Origin of the sequence: Leclercia sp. UBA7405, assembly GCF_037152215.1 — a bacterium.
Classification (GTDB): domain Bacteria; phylum Pseudomonadota; class Gammaproteobacteria; order Enterobacterales; family Enterobacteriaceae; genus Enterobacter; species Enterobacter pneumoniae.
In genome coordinates this window covers 223,443-242,418 of the sequence record NZ_JBBCMR010000001.1, presented here as the reverse complement: position 1 = coordinate 242,418, position 18,976 = coordinate 223,443, and the positions used below count along the sequence as shown (strand labels likewise).

The window sequence follows — 18,976 nt, the reverse complement described above, 5'->3', positions numbered from 1 at the left end:
TATAAAAACTCCGCATGACAGTTTTATAACAGACGCAAGAATGGGGCATCCCTGCCCCGGATAACGAAGGTAAAACTTAGAACTCGTAGCCAACAGAGACTTTAAAGGTGCGCGGCTCACCCTGGTAGATATAGGTGCCGCTGTCGTCCGCACCCGCCCAGTAATTTTCGTCGGTAACGTTTTCCACGCCGGCACGTACCGTCATCTGATTCTGATTGTTGTTCAGCGCTACGCGGTAACGCACGCCCAGATCCAGTGTGGTGTAGCTATCCAGCTTTTTGGTGTTGGCGAGGTTGGCATACTGCGAGCCGGAGTGGTTGACGCGCGCGATAGCGGTAAGCCCCTCGACCGGCTTGATGTCATATTCCGCGCCCAGCACGGCGTAGAAGTTTGGCACGCCGATGGCATCGTTGCCCTGGTTCACACCGCCGTTGGTTTTGGTCAGCTCTGCCTGTAGCCAGGTCGCACCGCCGTTCAGGCGCAGGCCCAGCATCGGCTCGCCAAAGACGCTCAGCTCTACGCCACGGTTACGCTGTTCGGCGTCCAGACCGTAGTGTTGGGTTACGCTGTCGAGCGTTGGGGTCGGCATTTTGATCTCAAACAGCGACAGGGAGCCGCCGATACGTCCGAAATCGGCTTTAACCCCCACTTCGTTCTGCTTAGAGTGCACGATGCCGGTGCTTTGCCCGTAGTTGCTGGCGGTGTTAGGTGCCGTTTTGCCCGGCTGCAGCGCTTCGGTGTGGTTGGCATAGAACGACAGCTCTTTCCACGGTTTATAGACCACCCCGTAAGTCGGCATCCAGCGGCTGCCGTCGAAGCCGTCGGCGGCGTTCTCCTGCCCGGTGATTTTATCGTAGCCGCGAATCACCACTTTCTGATGACGCGCCCCCACGGTGAAGAGCAGCGTATCATCCAGTACGCTCAGGGTGTCGCTCAGCAACCAGCCCTGCAGACGGGTACGTCCGCTTATACGCGGATCGGTGTAATTCCCCCCCTTTCCACCGGAGTCCGTGCTGACTGGAGGATTAACCGCATAAGGATGGTAAATATTGACGATCGGGTTATCCGCCAGCGCCGACATTTTCCAGGCGGTTTTGTCCGTTTTCGTCTGCGCCGAATAGCCCAGGTTCACGCTGTGTGAAACAAAGCCTGTGTCAAACTGACCGCGAATCCCCGCCATCCCGCTCACGGAGTCGATGATGCGGTTCGTATCAAGGCGGCTGGCCTTCGCGGTGCCGTCTGCATCCAGCAGTCTTGGCGCGCTGTAGAGCCCCTGCTCGTGGGCATGCTGCGCCCCCAGGCCGGTGTAAGCCGTCCAGTTGTCGTTAATATCGTATTCGCTGCGCCACATGCCGAATTCATTCTCGATATCACTCCAGGCCCATTTCTGCGAATAGCTGCGATCGTTTTTCGGCAGCGAGGGGACAAAATCGACCACTGAAATGTTTAGACCGGTTGTGCCACCGTGGAACGTTTTCTTTTGGTAACCCATATCGACGGAGGTGCGGAAGCTGTCGCCCTTGTAGTCCAGGCCCAGCGAGGCCAGGGTGGTACGGCGGCGATCGTTGTCGACGGGGCTATCCCCTTCACGGTGGACCAGATTAACGCGGGCGCCGAACTGATCGCTGTCGCCAAAGCGACGGCCCGCATCCAGGGTGGTGCCAATCTGCGCATCAGAGGTGTAATCCATCCCCAGTTTTACCTGCGGGATGTCACCGGCGTGTTTGGGTTCAAGGTTGATCATCCCGCCCACGCCCGAACTGGCCGCGCCGTTCATCAGGGCATTAGCCCCTTTGAAGATCTCGATACGATCGACCATCTGCGCGTCTACCACCTGGCGCGGCAGAACGCCAGAGAGGCCACCGAAGGTCATGTCATCGCCATCAAACTTCAGGCCACGAATGCGGAAGCTTTCCGCATAGTTGCCATAGCCCTGCAGCGGCTGCACGCCCGCGTCGTTAGAAACTACATCGCCGATGGTGCGCGCCTGCTGATCTTCCACCAGCTTGGAGGTGTAGCTGATGATGTTAAAAGGCACGTCCATGGCGTTTTGCTGGCCGAGCATCCCCAGGCGTCCGCCGTTGGCGACCTGCCCATCCAGGAAGGCCGGCACCAGCTGATCGCCGCCGGGCTTGAACTCACCGGTTGGCGCGGCTTGCACCACAATGGTCTCTTCTTTGGGGTCAACGGCGGCCCAGGCGGAGTGGGTGACGGCGCCAATAGCCAGCGCCAGCAACGTTTTATTTAATTTTCTGGTGTTGTTCATGGTTAACTCGTTCAAATACGCGCAAAAAGGCCCGTTGCCGGGCCTGACTATTTTTATTTAAGAGAGATTCTGACGACGCTATCCGGCCCGCTGGTAGAGTGATCTTTGTTGAACGGCTGTTTGACGGTAACGTACAGGGTCTGGCCATCTTCAGAGAGCAGGAGGCTGTTCGGGTTCGGCGGCAGATCCCAGCTCTGCTTCACCGCATAGGTGGTCGCATCCAGGCTTAGCACTTTTCCTGCCTCACGCTGGGAGATGTAGAGCTCATTACGTTTGGCGTTAAATTTCACCGCCAGCGAATCGCCGACATCCAGTTGCTTAATCACCTTGCCGCTGTGGATATCCAGCACCAGCGTGGTTTTCGCTTTCGAGTTATCGGTGACAAAGAGACGGCCTGTGGCCTTGTCTTCAGCGAAGTTCAGCAGCAACGCCGGTTTATCGCCCAGCGGTTTCCAGCGTTTTTCGATACGGTTGGTGTGCGGGTTAAGCACCAGGATCTCACCGCCGCCGTTAGCCACATAGATACGGTCGGTTTGCTCAGACCACAGCAGGCCTGTCACCCACTGACCGGCGTTCTTGATGGTCTTTTTCAGCTTCAGCGTTTTTGCATCCACAACCCAGACTACTGCCGGATCGGCGACACCGCCGATATAGAGGGTGCCTTCATGCAGCAAGACCTGACGCGCACCGTACGGATACCCCTCTTTATTGCGTTCGCTAAAGAGCAGGCGCTGTTTCACTTTGCCGTCGGCCGTGTCGATAGCGCTGATGCCGCCATCCAGCGAATTGGTGGTATAGACCGTTTTGCCATCGTCAGAGATCGCCAGCGCAAAGTTTTTCAGGTCGGTATGGCTGCGGCCGAGGGTTTTCAGCGTGGTGGGATCGAGCTTGTACACCACCCCACCCTGCACGTCTTTAAAGCCTTCAGCGCTGGCTACGTAGAGCGCATCGCCTTTCGGGCTGAGCACCATTTCATACAGCCCCTCTGCCAGCTCGCGTTTTACCACGCCGGTCTGGGCGGGCGCTGTCGCAGCGTCGGGAGTTTGTGCTACCGGTTTGGTGACGGCGGATTGCTGTGTGGCGCAGCCCGTCAGGGAGAGGGCAACGAATAGCGCCAGGGCGGAAAGTTTTTGGGTCATCAGGAACATCCTTTACCGTACAAATCGAATTTGAGGCGGATGTCTGCGTCGCATGAAAATGCGTTTATGGTTGTGATGTTGGGCTTACGCCCCTGCAGACTCCACCGTAACACTCAGTGTTCCTTGTGAGATCTGCGCTCACTCCTGCTGCGGAAAGATCCCTGTCACCCGCAAACACTAAAGAGAATGAGAACTATACTTATTATCCTTTCGTAATCAAGTGTAAATATGGACATCTCCCGACATAAAAGCCGAAGGGGGACATAAAGAGGGGAAGTGATTGGACACCACCCCGGTCTCCCGGGGCGGTGGAAGGGTTATTTTTTCTTGTAGATGTCGGCGGTGCCGTGGATTTTTTTATCGGTATTGCCGGAGGTCAGCACCAGCACATCAGCACCTTTCTCATCGGCTTTTTTGATCAGCTCTTCTTTTGCATCCGAAACCGCCGTTTCACCCGAGGTATTAACCGTACCGATTTTCTCGTATTGAGACTCGACCTTAGAGAAATCCTCTTTCGTCATAAGTTCTGCAGCAAAGGTGTTGGTGGTAAAGAAAAAAGCGGTTCCTAACAAAATAGCAGTCGTCTTTCTCATAACCTGATTCCTTTTGATTAATACAAGATCTACCTGACCTTGCGACAGTGCGCAAAGTTTAAACAGCATGGGTGAGAAAGCGTACAAATTCCATGAGCTGGAACGCATTATTTATGACAGTGCGGAATGCAGGCTCTGTTTCTTTAATGGTAAGCGGCAGTTGCGTTCGGGCGAGCAGAGGTTAACGGTCTCAATCAGCCCGTACCGTGCAACGGGCACTTTGTATAACGGGCGGCTGTTCATCACTTTAACGACGCGAATTAAAGAAGCGAAAGTAACGAAAACATTCCAGGCGGCGACTCTGCAGAGCTATAAGAAATTGGGGGCAACGCCAAACTTCGGCGTCTTAATATTCGCTGCCCACACTTTAATGTCATTCTGTAAGACGAGCGTAAAGTCTGATTTCAGGTTTTGAACCATCCCATTTACCCGCTCCGCGTCAGTCACCGCAAAGTGTTCAATTTTTTGATGGTGTCCGATATTCACACATTTATAAGTTGCGGGAACTTCGTGTCCACTCACCTCGAAAGGCTTTTCAGGCGTATCACACCCACCTTCAGCGATATAGGAAACAACCATGTTGGCGCCCGGATGGCCCTGCTGTGAGATGCTCACCATAACCGGCAGCTCATTCGAGGTTTGCGTCATGCCGTAAAGTACCACCCCATCCGAATACCATGTGTTGTATTCCCGCTGGAGAGACGCAGCCGAAGCACTTGAACTGATTACAGCCAGAAATGAAAGGATACCAAGCCAGATTCTCATAAGCGTTTTCCATAACACGTTTGCGTCCATTATTCAGAATGAACTTTCAACCGCAACTCATTAGGATTATTCCTACCAGTTCTGGCGGTGCTGTTTTACCCTAACCTTATGTTTCAGATTGATTAAACGCATAGTAACCGTATGAAGGCGTTTATTTCAGACGTTGCTTTTTGATTTTGACGGCTGATGTCCCAACTCTGTCTCAGCATGACATTTGTGACGCGGGAGGAGTGAGGTGAGTCTCTGATGGGAAATGGCACGCCCTGTAGGATTCGAACCTACGACCTACGGCTTAGAAGGCCGTTGCTCTATCCAACTGAGCTAAGGGCGCACTGAATGCGGGTACTACGCAGTGGTGAAACGCGTGGAATTATACGGTCAATAGCAGGTGAGTCAATGCCTTTCGGCGCGTTTGCCGCGCATCTCAGCAGATGTCTCTTTCCCCCTTAACAATACGTTTAAAATTTCAACATTTACTGGCGGATCAGCCAACTACGAAATAGCTTAGTCGACATTAAGTAACGCCCAGTTTTATCCCCCTCCGCCACCCGACACACTGTTCTGCGGTAACCCGGCACCCTGGAAGCCGGTATAAAGGACAGTGAAGTGAGCTTAACCTCGTTTTTGGCCTCCCCTCCGCTAAAGAGTCCGTTGCAGTCTCTCCCCTGCGGCATCGTCGGCATGAAGCTGGAACCCATCGTCAACCTCGCCACATTTCACACTGTCGGTGTGGAAGTGCTGAGCCTTTTGTCGCCGACCCTGCAAAGCGAGCTGTGGTTTCAACAACTCTCTGCGGAACACGCACTCGCCTTGCTACAAGTACAGTGCGAGACGCTCAAAAATCACTTTCCCTGGCACAACCTTTTCATCAACTTGCCGATAACCCTGCTAACAGAGGTGGATTTATTTCACCAGTTGCTGTCGCTACCCGGTCCGGGTGCGAATATTGAGATCGTTGAACCCGCTCAGCTTCTCTCCCTGCCCTGCACCTCACGCATCCTGGCGATAGAACATCTGCATCTTTTGTCCGGGCGTGGCTGCCGTATATGGCTCGATGACGTTGATGAAGCGCAAATCCACGGTTTCATCGACGCGCATTTACCTTTGAGCGGGATCAAGATCGATAAGATGGCGTTCTGGCGTCTGAAGACGACTCCCGCATTTTCATCCCTGGTAAACCTCTGCGCAACGCTTGCGCGAAACGTCCTTGTTGAAGGAATCGAATCACAAGAGGATTTAGCGCTTGCGCGTCAGGCGGGGGCCGGATTCGGCCAGGGATATTTATGGCCCTCCGTCGGCAGACGGCATGGCTAAAAGGAGGCTTGCCTGAGGGAACAACTATGCGCATGACCGTACGCCGTTACCGGCGACGTCGCACGGGAAGTGATTCGTTAGGCTTCGCACAGTCCCGTTTTAGCGCGCCTTTCTTTGATCGGCTGGTCTATCTCAGCCAGGCTATAAATCAAACGCGCAAACCTGAAGTTCCCTGGATGATCCTGGTCTCCCGCGATAACTATCTCTGCGCGGGGCTACAACGCAGCCCCTCACCGGTGAAGCATTGCCGCAGTTATGACACTCTGGACGACGCCCTGGGCGCCAGTCAGCTCTGGCCCTCCGCCCGGCTGGTGATCGATATTGAAAGCGACATCGCGCCGTGGCTTGAACTCCTCGACGCCCTACGCCGGTTAACGCTCTACCCTCCCTATACCCCGGTCACTTTGCTGGTACGCGCTGATAACTACCCGGGCCGCCTGTTTTGCAAAACGGCGGGCCCGTTTCACGTCGTCGAACGCCAGCTTTGCGCTACCGCCTTGCCAGCGGCGTTGAATCCGCACGATATACCGAAAGAGGGGTGGTTTTCAGCCAACGAGTGGAAACTGCTGTTCCCGTTATCGTGTGGACAATCCCTGAAGGAGATAGCACAGGAGAATAGCCAGCCCTATAGCCGCGTCGTTTACCGGCTTAGCCGCATCCTGAATAAGCTGGGGCTGAGTCATCGTCAGGAGCTCTTTCATCTACTGAGCCAGCTTCCAGCCTCGTCCAGTACGTTCGACCGCCCCTCTCTTCCTGGAGAATGTTAAGAAATGACGTAGTTTACTTGGTTAAATTTTTGTTAAATAAAAACAAAACAACAACAAATATAACTATTCCTAACGGCACCGCTCTGACGATGCTAAACACCAGAAACACGGCCAAAAAAGAATATTCGTCTGGTTACGATTACGGGCTGTTTTGCGTAATTAATGTAATAGCAATGTAAACAAGGATTGGTTGTAGACAAGACGCTGGCTGCCGGGCAGGCGCGCAGCAGATATGGCTTTTGGTAGAAAAATTTTCTCTGAATGTTTCATATGAAGGTACAGCGCGGGCTGCACACCCTCTTCGCTGACGATGCCGGGAATTTCAGCTACGGAAGCCGTCGCTCGATTATTAACATTTTGCCAACAATTGGCGAGATGTATTATTTTTTCCTGATACATTCACATGTTTCGCTGCCGTTCTTCTGATAAGCAGGTTATTAACCCAATTTTAAAATAATAGTTTTTCCTCTCCAGAACATCATATTAGGCAAGCCATTAACAATCATTTACCTGCTTTTCGGATAAAACGTAGCGGGTATAATAAGACTTATAAGATTAATTTCCTGAATAATATCTCACGCTGTGGTGAGCTTGTATTTTATTCACAATAAAGAGGTGCCCTGAACATCACTATGTCAATAAGGCAGTGATGACTTTTTAACGACGAACCCCGCATAAGGATGTGCAAAATATCCTTCCGACTTACCCACGCTTTAACCATCTGAGGCATAACAATGAAACCGGCATCCGTAATCATTATGGACGAACATCCTATCGTCAGAATGTCGATAGAGGTCCTGCTACAGAAAAATAAAAATATTGAGATTACACTCAAGTCAGGGGATTGCCATGAGACGCTTGAGTATCTTCGGAATCACCCTGTCGATCTTGTCATCCTCGACATTGAACTTCCCGGCGCGGATGGCTTTTCTTTACTGAAAAGAATCAAAGACATAAATAAAGATATAAAGGTACTTTTTTTATCTTCAAAATCAGAGGCGTTCTACGCCGGGCGAGCTTTAGCTGCCGGCGCCAACGGTTTTGTGAGTAAACGTAAGGATTTAAATGATATCTATAACGCCGTAGAAATGATTTTATCGGGTTACTCCTTTTTCCCGGCGGAGACGTTAAATTTTATAAATCATTTCAAGTCCAGACGGGGCAAATTCAGCGACATGCCTTTATCCAATCGCGAGGTAACCGTTTTACGCTACCTTGCCAATGGTATGACTAATAAAGAAATTGCCGAACAAATGATGTTAAGCAACAAAACCATCAGCGCCCACAAATCGAATATTTACGCTAAACTCGGCGTGCAGAGCATTGTCGAATTAATTGATTACGCAAAAATGCACGAATTGCTGTAATTACTGTTGCGCTCTGCCGCGAAGAGACGGCAGGGCCTGGCAACGGTATTAGTAATAATTGATAACAAAAGTCGCATCGGCATCGGCACGCCCCGGCTGCGGGTCATTGGCCGTGGCAATGTAATTAGCATAAAACTGCAAAACGGCATGCCCCTGCGCATCGACTTTCACATCCTGGCTGGCCTGCTGCAATGGCAAACGCGTTTTATCCTGATTGCGGATCTCAATGGCAACATTGCTGGCATGACTAGCCTCATTGAGTGCGAGCAGTTCGCTATCTTGTGCATTGGCTTTGCCGGTGAAGGTTAACGATGCCGCGCCCGGCGGACAGCCCTCCAGTTTCAAACTAAAGGGTACCGCCGGGGTTCGGCTGCCCGTCGTACTCAGCTGTTTAGTCGACCAGCGCCCCAGCGGCACGGATTTGACGCTGTCGCCCACCTCTGCCACGCAGGTAAAATCCACGATGGTGCCAGAGAGTTTGATATTCACCTGCCCCAGGGAGTTACTGGCACTGGCGAAACCCTGCGTTAATAATGTGACCAGAACGATCAGAGGTTTTATCTTATTCATAATCCACGCGTAGATAGCCCAACGAGGTAAATTTCCCTTCCGCCGGTTTAATGCCGGTAATGCTCACCGGCCAGGCGCGAATAGCCACTGACGCCTCGGCGTTATCATCCAGGCGGAACGGGATCTTGCTTGCCAGCGTATTTGGCGTAAGCGGCGTGCCGCCCTCCGTCGCCACGACAAATCCCAGATCCGGGTTGTCGGAGACCAGCGCATTGCCCGCCACCTTATCCGCTTCAATACGCATGGTCAGCGCGGCTTGCGCCTCGACGTTAGTGCATTTGATGGCAATGGTTTTACTCTGGGGCGAAATTTTCTGCGGACGATTTCCTGCCCCCGCCTCGCTAAAGAGGGAGGCCGCCATCTCTTTGAAATCAAACTCCACAATCGAGCCGGCGTTCAACATACAGCTTTGCGGCACTTGTATGGTTCCGCTGTAGCTAATGGTATACACCGGCGTGGTTAAGGGATCGCCCTTCGCGGTGGTGACGTAAACCCGAAACATGGTCTGACGTGGGATGACCACCAGGTTAATGAACCGCCGGGTCACCTTCAGACGAAAAATCAGCTTCGAGTCCGTCACCGGGAAGGCTTTCTGTTTTGGCACGTTGGGGTGCTGTCCCATCTGGATGAAATTAGCGGGCGGATAGAAGGTGCCGGCAAAATCATCGTGTATCTGCATGGCCCCCTCCAGATAATCGTTCAGTTTTACGTACTGGTAATTATCCTCCACGCTGGTGACAGGCAGATCGGTCACATAACTTCGCATTGTCGATTTACCGGTGGTGCCCTTCGGGCAGATAGCATTCACTCCCACCAGACCGGATTTTTGGGAAAGCGTGATGATCTGGCCTGGTTTGTTATTGGCGCTGTTAAAGACATCCGAGAGGTCATACGAGATATCTTTCGCCCCGCCGTCCACGTTTTGACACACGGTTGCCCTGGCCGAGAGGGCACTCAGCGCCAGTAGGCCACTTAACACCGCCCCGGCAATGGCGCGCCGAGATTGCCCTTTATGGTTCACACTCCACCTCCGCCAGAGTGATATTCCTTTCCTGACTATCGTCAGGCAGCCGGTACTGTGCCCGGCACTGAGACTGCGCATCGCGACCCCACTGAATCATTAACTCTCCCGCCAGCGGCAATCCGCTAAGGTAAATTTGTCCATCATCACCCACCACGCTGGTGATACCGCTTTGGTTCTCACGCACCAGCGCGCCGAAGGGCACCGGTTTGCCGGATCGCGTTACGGTCATTAACGCGCGTACGCCAATGCGGGTATCAAAGGTGGCCCGCACCAGTGCCCCCCGGGTCGGCACTACGCTGCTTACGTTGTTTTCAATATCGATGCTGTTACCCATAGAATTGGTGTCCAGCGCGACGCGGTTATAGCGATACACGGTGGCGTAAGGCATAACGGCGTAGCCACGCCAGTCGGTTTTTACCCCGGTCTGGTTTTCAATGCTGACGCCCGATGCGCCCGGCGCTTTGATCAGAACGTTGGTGTCCCCCAGCGGCTGGCTCAGGGTAATACCGTCGGCATGACCCACCACGCCGCCCGCCAGTTGCCAGTTCCAGTCGCGTTTTTCGCGGTTGGTGTTATACCCCGCGCCCAGGTTCCCCCAGGCTGCCTGCCAGTTCGCGCTGGCACTTCCGCTTACGCCTCCACTGCTGGAGTGCCCCTGAATCACGCTGTAATTCAGGTTCTTATCCTTAAGCAACGTGCCGCTCACGCCCGTTTGCCAGCTGCTTTGCCCGTCGCTGTTGCGGCTGGCCGAGGCGGTCGCCCACGCGCGCTCAAGAGCGTTATCGCGACGGTAGCCTCTGCCCATAAAGATCGAGAAAGGCACGCTGACGTTAAAAGAGGCAATCCTGTCGGTGCCTTCAATGCCCGCCGCCCGGCTCCAGGCCCAGGTAAAGGCGTAGCTGATCCCCTGCATCCCACCCGCGTAGCCGAGTTGATACCAGGTGTTAGTTTCTGAGGTGTCCCAGTAGCTTTGCTCGCTGCCGGACAGATAGACCGACCCCCACTCCCCCAGTGACTGGGAGATATTGAGCTGGATACGCCCCTTTTTGCTCCATGCCAGGTTGTGATAGCTCTGCACATCCGGCACGCCGTCCTTCGTCAGGCTTTCGCCATACTGGTAACCCTCCATCGATTTCCATGCGGTATCATCCAGGGTGTAAAACCCTTTAGTGGAGTAACGATAGCCCAGCAGCTGGAAATTTGTGCCATAGCCGTTCAATGATTTGGCATAGAGAAAGCGCAGGGACTGGCCCTGATGATGACTCTCGTCGGCAAGCTGGCTACGGGCATGCGTAACATCGATCGAGACCGCTCCCCACTCCCCCAGATTCTTGCCCGCCCCCAGCGCCAGAGCGCTATAACGTGCGGCAACCTGCGCGCCACCGTAGAGGGTATAACCGTCGCGCAGACCTGCGAGCAGCGTGCCCTGCGCAAATACCGGCGTATCCTGCCCCTGATTACCGCTGCGGTAGGCGCCGGCGACCAGGTCAAACTTTCGTCTCCCTTCGCGTTGCAACAGAGGGACCGTGGAATAGGGCACGCTATAGCGTTGGACGCTTCCCGCCTTTTCCTCCACCGTCACCTCCAGATCGCCGCTCGATGAGGTGGGATTGAGATCGGTAATGGCAAAGGCGCCGGGCTGAACGTAACTTTGATAAATGACATATCCGTTCTGACGGATGACAACTTTGGCCGGGGTCCTGGCGATACCGCGCACGGTGGGGGCGTAGCCCTGCATACTGTCCGGATACATGCTGTCTGCAGCGTAAAGTCGTCCCCCACGAAAACCGATACTGTCGAATACGTCGTTACCCGTATTGCTGTCTCCCAGCACCAGCTCGCTTTTTAGCGGCACCAGCGTACGCTGCGCCCAGGTTCCAATATTTTGCCATTCGCTGTGCCGCGTTCCGTTGCTGCGGGTATAGCGCCACGCCCCGGTATTACGTAATCGCCAGGCCCCATAGTTCAGCCCGCTTTGTAGATTGAGGTAATAGCTGTCGTCGTCGCTACCGCGATTGCCACTGAAGCTGTAATTCAACAATGCCGCCGGAATACCGTTATCCCACTGCTCAGGAGAGATGTATCCCCGCGCGCTGTTTTGCATTGCCACCTGCGGCAGGCTTACGTCCAGCCGCTGCGCGGCGAAATTAAAGATGATCTGACTTCCCGCAATCACCTGGGTCAGCGGAACACAGTGTTCTCCTTCCGCGCCGGCGAGTGTCGGAAATGCCGCAAGGTTTACACCAAACCGCTCCAGCAGCGCGCGCGTGATACAGGGCGCCAGCCCTCCCGCCACGGTGGGAACCGGTTCAGACGCGCTCTCAAAGCGGATATCCTGCGTCCCAATAAAGGCCTCATTGAGCCAAATATCGACCCGATAGAGGCCCGGAGCCTGCTGATAACCTTGCTCAAAGCGCGATAAATCGGCGACGTCTGCCGCGCTATCGGATAAAAATGCCGGGTTAAAGTAGCTCTCACCCCGCCCCGTCTGCGGCCAGTTGACGATTAAGGCCAGTGCGATGAGACCAGGCAGCCCTCGCTGAGTGTGCATGATTCGAACCAGGCTCAAAGATTGACGCTACGCGCGGGAGTTATCGCGCCATAATCATTCACGCTTTGCCAGCTCAGCATGTTGCCGGCACCGGACGGAAGGTGCTGTTGTGCCGACTGCCCTGGCGCAATCATCAGATTCTCTACTCTCTGTTCGCCGAGGCGTAGATTGACCAGCGTGATGTAATAGGGTGAGGCATTACTGACTTTGAGTTGGTTACCCACCCGTTCAAAGCGCAAATGTGACAGTGCCTCATCAGGCTGCATGGCGAGATTGCCCGGCCTGACAAAGACCTTGATGCGAGACAGCACCGCCAGTTGCAGGACGTTTTTTCCCTCAATGCTGGCTTTATCAACCGACGGAATCGCCTTCACGTTCAGATAAAACAGCGACTCACGATCCTTCGCAAGCGCAGGGCCCGCATAGATTATGCGCAAGGTATTTTCGCTATCCGGCTCGCTGACGAACAGCGGAGGCGTGACGGCAAACGATTTTTCTTTTATTCCCTGCTCATTTTCAATCCAGGCATTAATTAAATAACGTTCCTGTTTGTGGCTGTTGGTAATAGCCAGTGAAGTCTGTTTCGCTTCGGCAGGATAAATAACCCGAGTCGCACCCAGTGCAATTCCACCTGCAGCGTATGTCGGCAGCGATACCAGTAGACAGAATAAAAATACGATGAACCCTGGTTTAAAAAATACATATTTCACAGCGGAGCCTATAATTATTTATTCGCAGGTATGTCAGGCACGAGTGGCTGCAGTCGGAGCTAAAAATAGCCAGCCCCACGCCACTGCACTCAATAGTAAGGAGCAACCCAAATCATGCTCCTTAGCGTTCATTCTGATACTCAATCCAGACAGTCGGGCCTCCTCCCTGAGACCTTCATCCTCCCTGCTGTCAGGCTTATTCGTATTTAACGACGAAGGTCGCGTCAGCGTTGGCCTGACCCGGCTCGGTAGTTGCCGCCGTGGCTTTATAGCGCGCGGCAAAGTTCAGGGTATTGGTCCCTTTGATCAGTGCCTGGGTTGCCGAGAAGCTGGCGCCATCCGGTGGCAGCGTGGTGGATTGACTGTCGAGAATTTCAATCCCAACCCCTTTTGCAGCGGTGTCATTACTGCCGGAGGAGACGGCCAGCAGGGTTTTATCGGTGGCATCAACCTGGCCGGTAAAGGCCACGGCGGCCGTCGTCGCTACGGTCGGATCGCAATCATTCAGCTCAATAGTGAAGGGAACATTGCTGGTGGTATCACCGACTTTGGTGAACTTCGCCGTACGATACTGGCCCAGGTTGACCGTCTGGTTTGACGATTCGGTATTCACTGCACAGGCGGCATTCACTAATTCACCCGTAAAATGAACAGTGCCACCATTTACGGATACTGGTGTTTTCGTCTCTTCTGCCTGAACAGTTCCAGCAAAAAAGGTCAGCGAAGCAATTACAACAGATGCAGCATAGGTTATTTTCATGTCTATTCCTTTAAAATATAAAATACCCTTCCCAACAGATAGCGGGAATAAATGAGGCATTCAATGTGAGGATTGAACGCTTATTTTTGGCAACGCTAAAGTAGCCTCTGGCGAAATATTTAAATATGCCCAAAAGCTGTAAATGGCCCAGGTCTGGTCTTAATCATCCCTAAGAAAAAAACCGTACAAAACGCAGGGACTGAATGGCTCAGCCGGGAGGCGATCAGGAAATCTCGCAATGGGTGACTGACAGCAGCGCTCGCTTCTGACAAAATATAGGCAATCCCCCCTTTAAACCTTACAGATGGAATCCTCTCTCTGATGGCAGCACAGATTATTGACGGTAAAACGATTGCGCAGCAGGTGCGCTCTGAGGTCGCGGAAAAAGTGAAGGCGCGTACAGCGGCCGGAAAACGCGCCCCCGGACTGGCTGTTGTGCTGGTCGGCAGTAACCCGGCATCCCAGATTTATGTCGGCAGCAAACGCAAGGCGTGTGAAGAGGTGGGCTTTGTCTCCCGCTCTTATGATCTGCCGGAAACCACCAGCGAAGCAGAGCTGCTGGAGCTGATCGACACCCTGAACGCTGATAAAGAGATCGACGGCATTCTGGTTCAGCTGCCGCTGCCTGCAGGCATCGACAACGTGAAGGTTCTGGAGCGTATCGCACCCGATAAAGACGTGGACGGTTTCCATCCGTATAACGTTGGTCGCCTGTGCCAGCGCGCGCCGCGTCTGCGTCCTTGCACGCCACGCGGTATCGTTACCCTGCTTGAGCGCTATAACATTGATACCTACGGTCTGAACGCCGTGGTGATTGGCGCCTCGAATATCGTTGGCCGCCCGATGAGCATGGAGCTGCTGCTGGCTGGCTGTACCACGACCGTCACCCACCGCTTTACCAAAAATCTGCGTCAACACGTTGAAAACGCGGATCTGCTGATCGTCGCCGTCGGCAAGCCTGGCTTCATTCCCGGTGAGTGGATTAAAGAAGGTGCGATTGTGGTGGACGTAGGCATTAACCGTCTCGAGAGCGGCAAAGTCGTGGGCGATGTGGTTTATGAGGATGCCGCCGCGCGCGCCTCTTACATCACCCCGGTGCCGGGCGGCGTAGGCCCGATGACGGTAGCAACACTGATTCAAAATACTTTGCAAGCATGCGAAGAGTATCACGACGTAGAGGAAGCGTAAGATGGCCACTTTTTCATTAGGTAAACACCCACACGTAGAGCTGTGCGATCTCCTGAAGCTGGAGGGCTGGAGCGAGAGCGGCGCGCAGGCCAAGATCGTCATTGCTGAAGGTCTGGTTACGGTAGATGGTGCGGTGGAAACCCGCAAACGCTGCAAGATTGTTGCGGGACAGACCGTGAGTTTTGCAGGCCATAGCGTGACTGTTACCGCCTGAGGCGTGTGATGCCCGGTGGCGCGACGCTTACCGGGCCTAAATACTGAGTGTATATTTCCCCTCACCCCGGCCCTCTCCCCAAAGGGGCGAGGGAGAAAACCGCACCTGGCCGTCCCCTCTTCCCACAGGGGCGAGGGAGAACACCGCACCTGGCCGTCCCCTCTCCCCACAGGGGCGAGGGAGAAGACCGCACCGGGCAGTCCCCTCTCCCAACAGGGGCGAGGGAGAAGACCGCACCGGGCCGTCCCCTCTCCCCTATGGGGAGAGAGTTAGGGTGAGGGGAACAAACCGCTCTCCTCTCACTTTATCCCCCATCCCCATCACGGTTAATTATCGATCGACTTCAAAGAATCACTATTTCGTTTGTTGAAATGTGAAAATTTAGTTGCGCGTAATTCCACCTTTCCTCACGATAAGTAGAACGTTCTACTAAAACGTTATACTTACTATAACAGCGCGAAAAAAGCGCTTCTCGGGGGAGATTTCAGCATGAGTCTGATATCAGGGTTTGTTAAATCGTTGTCTAAGTTATCGATGATTGGCCGCGCCTTAATGCTGCCAATTTCACTGCTTCCCGCTGCCGGCCTGCTGCTGGCGTTCGGAGATAAATTCCATCTGCCGCTGATGATGAATGCGGGCGGGGTTATTTTCGATAACCTGCCCATGCTCTTCGCTATCGGTTCCGCGGTGGGTCTGGCGTCAGAATCAGGCATCGCTGCGCTCTCTGCGGCAGTGTCGGTATTTGTTACTAACATTACCATTGGCACGCTACTGAGCATCACGCCGGAGATGGCCTCTCAGGGCGGTAAATACGCCATGGTGGTCGGCATTCCTACCCTGCAGATGGGCGTCTTTGGCGGCCTGATCTGCGGTATTCTTGCCGCCTGGTGCTATAACCGCTTCCATACCATGCAGTTGCCGGAGTTCCTCGGCTTCTTCTCCGGTAAGCGATTTGTGGCGATTGCGACGGCATTTCTGTCGTTCCTGCTCGGCCTGCTGCTGCCGTACATCTGGCAGCATATCCAGTCCGGCATCGACGCGCTTTCGGTGGTGGTAAACGGCGATAATCAGGCGGCCTCGACCTTTATCTTCGGGCTGGTGGAGCGCGCGCTGATCCCGCTCGGCCTGCACCACATCTGGTACCCGTCGTTCTGGTACTCCTTCGGTGATTACACCACCCAGGCGGGCCAGGTGATCCACGGCGACCAGACCATCTGGTTCAAGATGCTGGAAGAAGGGACTAAATCCTTCAGCAGCGACACTTACCAGAATGCCGGTAAGTTCATGCAGGGCGAGTTCCCGCTGATGCTGTTCGCGCTGCCTGCGGCGTGTCTGGCGATGTATCACGAAGCGCACACCAAGAATAAGAAAATCGCGGCCGGTATTCTCTTCTCTGCCGCACTGACCTGCTTCCTGACGGGGATTACGGAGCCGGTTGAGTTTACCTTTATCTTCGTGGCACCGATTCTGTACGTCTTCAACGCCATCATGGCGGGTCTGGCCTATATGACCATGTACCTGATGCATGCACATATCGCCAAATCGTTCTCTGCGGGCTTTATCGATTATCTGTCGTTCGGGATCCTGCCGTCGTTTAACGGCTACCAGACCAACTTCCTGAACGCGGTGATTATCGGTATTCCGATGGCGCTGATTTACTACTTCACCTTCCGCTTTGTGATCCGTCGTTTTGACGTGAAAACACCGGGCCGTACTGACGTGAGCGCGACAACCGATGACAAGACCGATACTGAGCTTGCCACCGAAATCATTGCGCTGCTGGGCGGGGCGAACAATATTGACTCCGTCGGCTCCTGTATCACCCGTCTGCGTCTGGAAGTGGCCAAAGGCGATGAGGTAGATAAAGACGGGCTTAACGGCCTGGGCGCACGCGGTGTGGTCTTCGTTGGCGATAAGGGAATTCAGGTGATCTTTGGTGCCAGGGCACAGTTTATCGCCCAGACTATGAGCACGCTGATCGGAAAATAATAAGATGCCTGGCTGACACGTCTCCTGTAATCTGGGAGGCGTTGTCTGAACAGGCTGATAATGTGGAAATTTCAGGGAGCGAGTTTGAAGAAAGTCAGCATTATTGATGTCGCCAGAGAGGCAGGCGTTTCGGTATCCACCGTCTCGCTGGTGCTACGCCAGAAAGGGAAAATCTCAGAGGCAACGATTGAGAAAGTCCATGCTGCCATCAATACGCTCGGCTATGTTCATAATGTCGCCGCTGCTAACCTTCGCGCCAACACCTCCAACCTGATCGGCCTGATTCTGCGTGATTTTAGCGACAGCTTTTCTATCAAAGTGATGGCAAGCGTCGTGCAAGAGCTGGAAAAACAGGGCTATATGGTCTTTCTTGGGCAGCCGCAAAACGATGGCGAACATCTTGAGCGCTGCCTGCTTTCATTTAAACAGCAGGGCGTGGCGGGGGTGATCTATTTATCTTCCGATACGCAGCATGCCCATTTACCCGAACAGATTCGTCAATGCCCCCTTCCGCTGGTCGCCGTCTCGCAATCTTTTCTGGATGAACCCTGTAATCTGGTGCTGCGGGATAATCGCCAGGCGGCGAATCTTGCAACGCGTTACCTGATTGAGCGGGGACACCGTAATATTGCCTATATCGGCGGGCAGGAAAACTGCCTGATTCGCGAGCAGCGCCTGCTCGGTTTTCGCAGCGCCATGAGCCAGTATGGGCTAATTAATCGTGACGAGTTTGCCCCGGCCTGTAGCGACGACACCCGCGCCGCCGGGCTCGCCACCCGCCATTTGCTGGAAAAAAACAATACCATCACCGCCCTGCTCTGCCATTCGCCCGATGCGATGATTGGCTCGATCTCCGGTATTCATCAGGTGGGGCGCACGGTGGGCAAAGATGTCTTTCTGACTCAGCAGGTCGCCCTTGTCGGCTTTGAAGATATGCTGCACGTTAATCTCACCTCGCCGTCGTTTACCTATGTCTCCTCCGCCAGTGAAGAGACCGGACGTCAGGCCGCGGGCTTAATGATGCGCAAGCTGAAGGAGCCGGATCTGCAAACTCAGCGTATTACGCTCTCAGGCCAGCTTATTGCCCGGGAATCGGCCTGAATTCAGAATTCGTTTCGGTTGGCGGCGGGTAAAGCCTGCTATATTCCCATGATTTACCGTGGGAAATGACCATGCCAACGATTATCACTCATGCTGCTGTACCTCTCTGCCTGGGCTTAGGGCTCGGCACCCGCGTTATTCCTCCTCGCCTCCTGTTTGCCGGTGTGGTGCTGGCCATGCTGCCAGACGCCGACGTGCTCTCTTTTAAGTTCGGCGTGGCCTACGGCAATATTTTTGGTCATCGCGGCTTTACGCACTCCCTGCTGTTTGCATTTGTGGTTCCGCTCCTCTGCGTCTGGGCGGGTCGACGATGGTTCAGGGCCGGGCTGATTCGCTGCTGGCTGTTTTTAACCGTATCGCTGCTATCGCACAGTCTGCTGGATTCGATCACGACCGGAGGCAAAGGGGTTGGCTGGCTGTGGCCCTGGTCGGATGAACGCTTTTTCGCCCCCTGGCAGGTGATTAAGGTCGCGCCGTTTGCGCTGTCGCGCTATACCACCCCGTACGGGCATCAGGTGATCATTTCGGAACTGCTGTGGGTGTGGCTGCCTGGGGTGGTGTTAATGGGGGTATTGTGGTGGAAGCGTGCGCGCTGAGGCCCTCACCCCGGCCCTCTCCCCCAGGGAGAGGGAGAAAAGCGGACGATGCCCGCTGGCAC

The 18,976-nt window shown here is 54.2% G+C and carries 18 protein-coding genes and 1 tRNA gene; 8 read left to right on the top strand and 11 right to left on the bottom strand.

Features of this window, described 5'->3' with window-relative positions; all coding sequences use genetic code 11:
* Positions 1–76: 76 nt before the first annotated feature.
* From WFN75_RS01150 to WFN75_RS01130, 5 genes are all read right to left on the bottom strand, one after another.
* On the bottom strand, positions 77–2,266 hold the full coding sequence (locus tag WFN75_RS01150; RefSeq protein WP_336995460.1) for a TonB-dependent receptor: 2,190 nt from the start codon (positions 2,264–2,266) through the stop codon (positions 77–79).
* A 53-nt stretch (positions 2,267–2,319) separates the two neighbouring features.
* Positions 2,320–3,405 (bottom strand): YncE family protein, encoded by a 1,086-nt coding sequence (locus tag WFN75_RS01145; RefSeq protein ID WP_046884399.1) that lies wholly within the window; start codon positions 3,403–3,405, stop codon positions 2,320–2,322.
* A 317-nt stretch (positions 3,406–3,722) separates the two neighbouring features.
* Positions 3,723–3,998: a DUF1471 family periplasmic protein YahO gene (yahO, locus tag WFN75_RS01140; RefSeq protein WP_336995459.1), complete on the bottom strand. Its 276-nt coding sequence runs from the start codon at positions 3,996–3,998 to the stop codon at positions 3,723–3,725.
* 309 nt (positions 3,999–4,307) lie between these two features.
* Entirely contained in the window at positions 4,308–4,763 is a 456-nt protein-coding gene (locus tag WFN75_RS01135) for a hypothetical protein (protein ID WP_336995458.1), read from the bottom strand.
* A gap of 254 nt (positions 4,764–5,017) precedes the next feature.
* A tRNA-Arg gene (locus WFN75_RS01130) sits at positions 5,018–5,094 on the bottom strand.
* Positions 5,095–5,444: 350 nt separating this feature from the next.
* Here WFN75_RS01130 and WFN75_RS01125 point away from each other — a divergent pair.
* Together WFN75_RS01125 and WFN75_RS01120 are read left to right on the top strand one after the other, a co-directional pair.
* On the top strand, positions 5,445–6,077 hold the full coding sequence (locus tag WFN75_RS01125) for an EAL domain-containing protein (RefSeq protein ID WP_336995457.1): 633 nt from the start codon (positions 5,445–5,447) through the stop codon (positions 6,075–6,077).
* Positions 6,078–6,103: 26 nt separating this feature from the next.
* Positions 6,104–6,844, top strand: a complete 741-nt coding sequence (locus WFN75_RS01120; RefSeq protein WP_336995456.1) for a DNA-binding response regulator — start codon at positions 6,104–6,106, stop codon at positions 6,842–6,844.
* A gap of 159 nt (positions 6,845–7,003) precedes the next feature.
* Here WFN75_RS01120 and WFN75_RS01115 read toward each other — a convergent pair whose 3' ends face one another.
* A complete protein-coding gene (locus tag WFN75_RS01115) occupies positions 7,004–7,243 on the bottom strand; it encodes a hypothetical protein (protein ID WP_336995455.1) in 240 nt (79 codons plus the stop codon).
* A gap of 335 nt (positions 7,244–7,578) precedes the next feature.
* Here WFN75_RS01115 and fimZ point away from each other — a divergent pair, with 335 nt between their 5' ends.
* A complete protein-coding gene (gene fimZ / locus WFN75_RS01110) occupies positions 7,579–8,211 on the top strand; it encodes a fimbria biosynthesis transcriptional regulator FimZ (RefSeq protein ID WP_040076822.1) in 633 nt (210 codons plus the stop codon).
* A gap of 48 nt (positions 8,212–8,259) precedes the next feature.
* On the opposite strand, the gene sfmF is transcribed toward fimZ, so the two are convergent.
* The 5 genes from sfmF to fimA all read right to left on the bottom strand — a co-directional run bounded on the left by sfmF (position 8,260) and on the right by fimA (position 13,826).
* A complete protein-coding gene (sfmF, locus tag WFN75_RS01105; protein ID WP_336995454.1) occupies positions 8,260–8,781 on the bottom strand; it encodes a fimbria assembly protein in 522 nt (173 codons plus the stop codon).
* Positions 8,774–9,772 carry a type 1 fimbria D-mannose specific adhesin FimH gene (gene fimH, locus WFN75_RS01100; RefSeq protein WP_336996214.1) on the bottom strand — a complete coding sequence of 333 codons (999 nt, stop codon included), beginning with the start codon at positions 9,770–9,772 and terminating at the stop codon, positions 8,774–8,776. Before fimH ends, sfmF begins: the two co-directional genes overlap by 8 nt.
* A 19-nt stretch (positions 9,773–9,791) precedes the next feature.
* Positions 9,792–12,356, bottom strand: a complete 2,565-nt coding sequence (locus tag WFN75_RS01095; RefSeq protein WP_336995453.1) for a fimbrial biogenesis usher protein — start codon at positions 12,354–12,356, stop codon at positions 9,792–9,794.
* A gap of 14 nt (positions 12,357–12,370) precedes the next feature.
* Positions 12,371–13,036 carry a type 1 fimbria chaperone FimC gene (gene fimC, locus WFN75_RS01090; protein ID WP_336996213.1) on the bottom strand — a complete coding sequence of 222 codons (666 nt, stop codon included), beginning with the start codon at positions 13,034–13,036 and terminating at the stop codon, positions 12,371–12,373.
* A gap of 226 nt (positions 13,037–13,262) precedes the next feature.
* Positions 13,263–13,826, bottom strand: a complete 564-nt coding sequence (fimA, locus tag WFN75_RS01085) for a type 1 fimbrial major subunit FimA (protein WP_046884405.1) — start codon at positions 13,824–13,826, stop codon at positions 13,263–13,265.
* Positions 13,827–14,147: 321 nt separating this feature from the next.
* Between fimA and folD the strand changes: the two genes are divergently transcribed.
* From folD to WFN75_RS01060, 5 genes are all read left to right on the top strand, one after another.
* Entirely contained in the window at positions 14,148–15,014 is an 867-nt protein-coding gene (folD, locus tag WFN75_RS01080) for a bifunctional methylenetetrahydrofolate dehydrogenase/methenyltetrahydrofolate cyclohydrolase FolD (RefSeq protein WP_040076827.1), read from the top strand.
* A 1-nt stretch (position 15,015) separates the two neighbouring features.
* Entirely contained in the window at positions 15,016–15,228 is a 213-nt protein-coding gene (gene ybcJ / locus WFN75_RS01075) for a ribosome-associated protein YbcJ (RefSeq protein ID WP_212476984.1), read from the top strand.
* Positions 15,229–15,717: 489 nt separating this feature from the next.
* Positions 15,718–17,217: a PTS transporter subunit EIIC gene (locus tag WFN75_RS01070; protein WP_046884406.1), complete on the top strand. Its 1,500-nt coding sequence runs from the start codon at positions 15,718–15,720 to the stop codon at positions 17,215–17,217.
* 84 nt (positions 17,218–17,301) lie between these two features.
* On the top strand, positions 17,302–18,318 hold the full coding sequence (malI, locus tag WFN75_RS01065) for a Mal regulon transcriptional regulator MalI (RefSeq protein ID WP_212476985.1): 1,017 nt from the start codon (positions 17,302–17,304) through the stop codon (positions 18,316–18,318).
* A 71-nt stretch (positions 18,319–18,389) separates the two neighbouring features.
* Entirely contained in the window at positions 18,390–18,914 is a 525-nt protein-coding gene (locus tag WFN75_RS01060) for a metal-dependent hydrolase (RefSeq protein ID WP_212476987.1), read from the top strand.
* Positions 18,915–18,976: the final 62 nt, after the last annotated feature.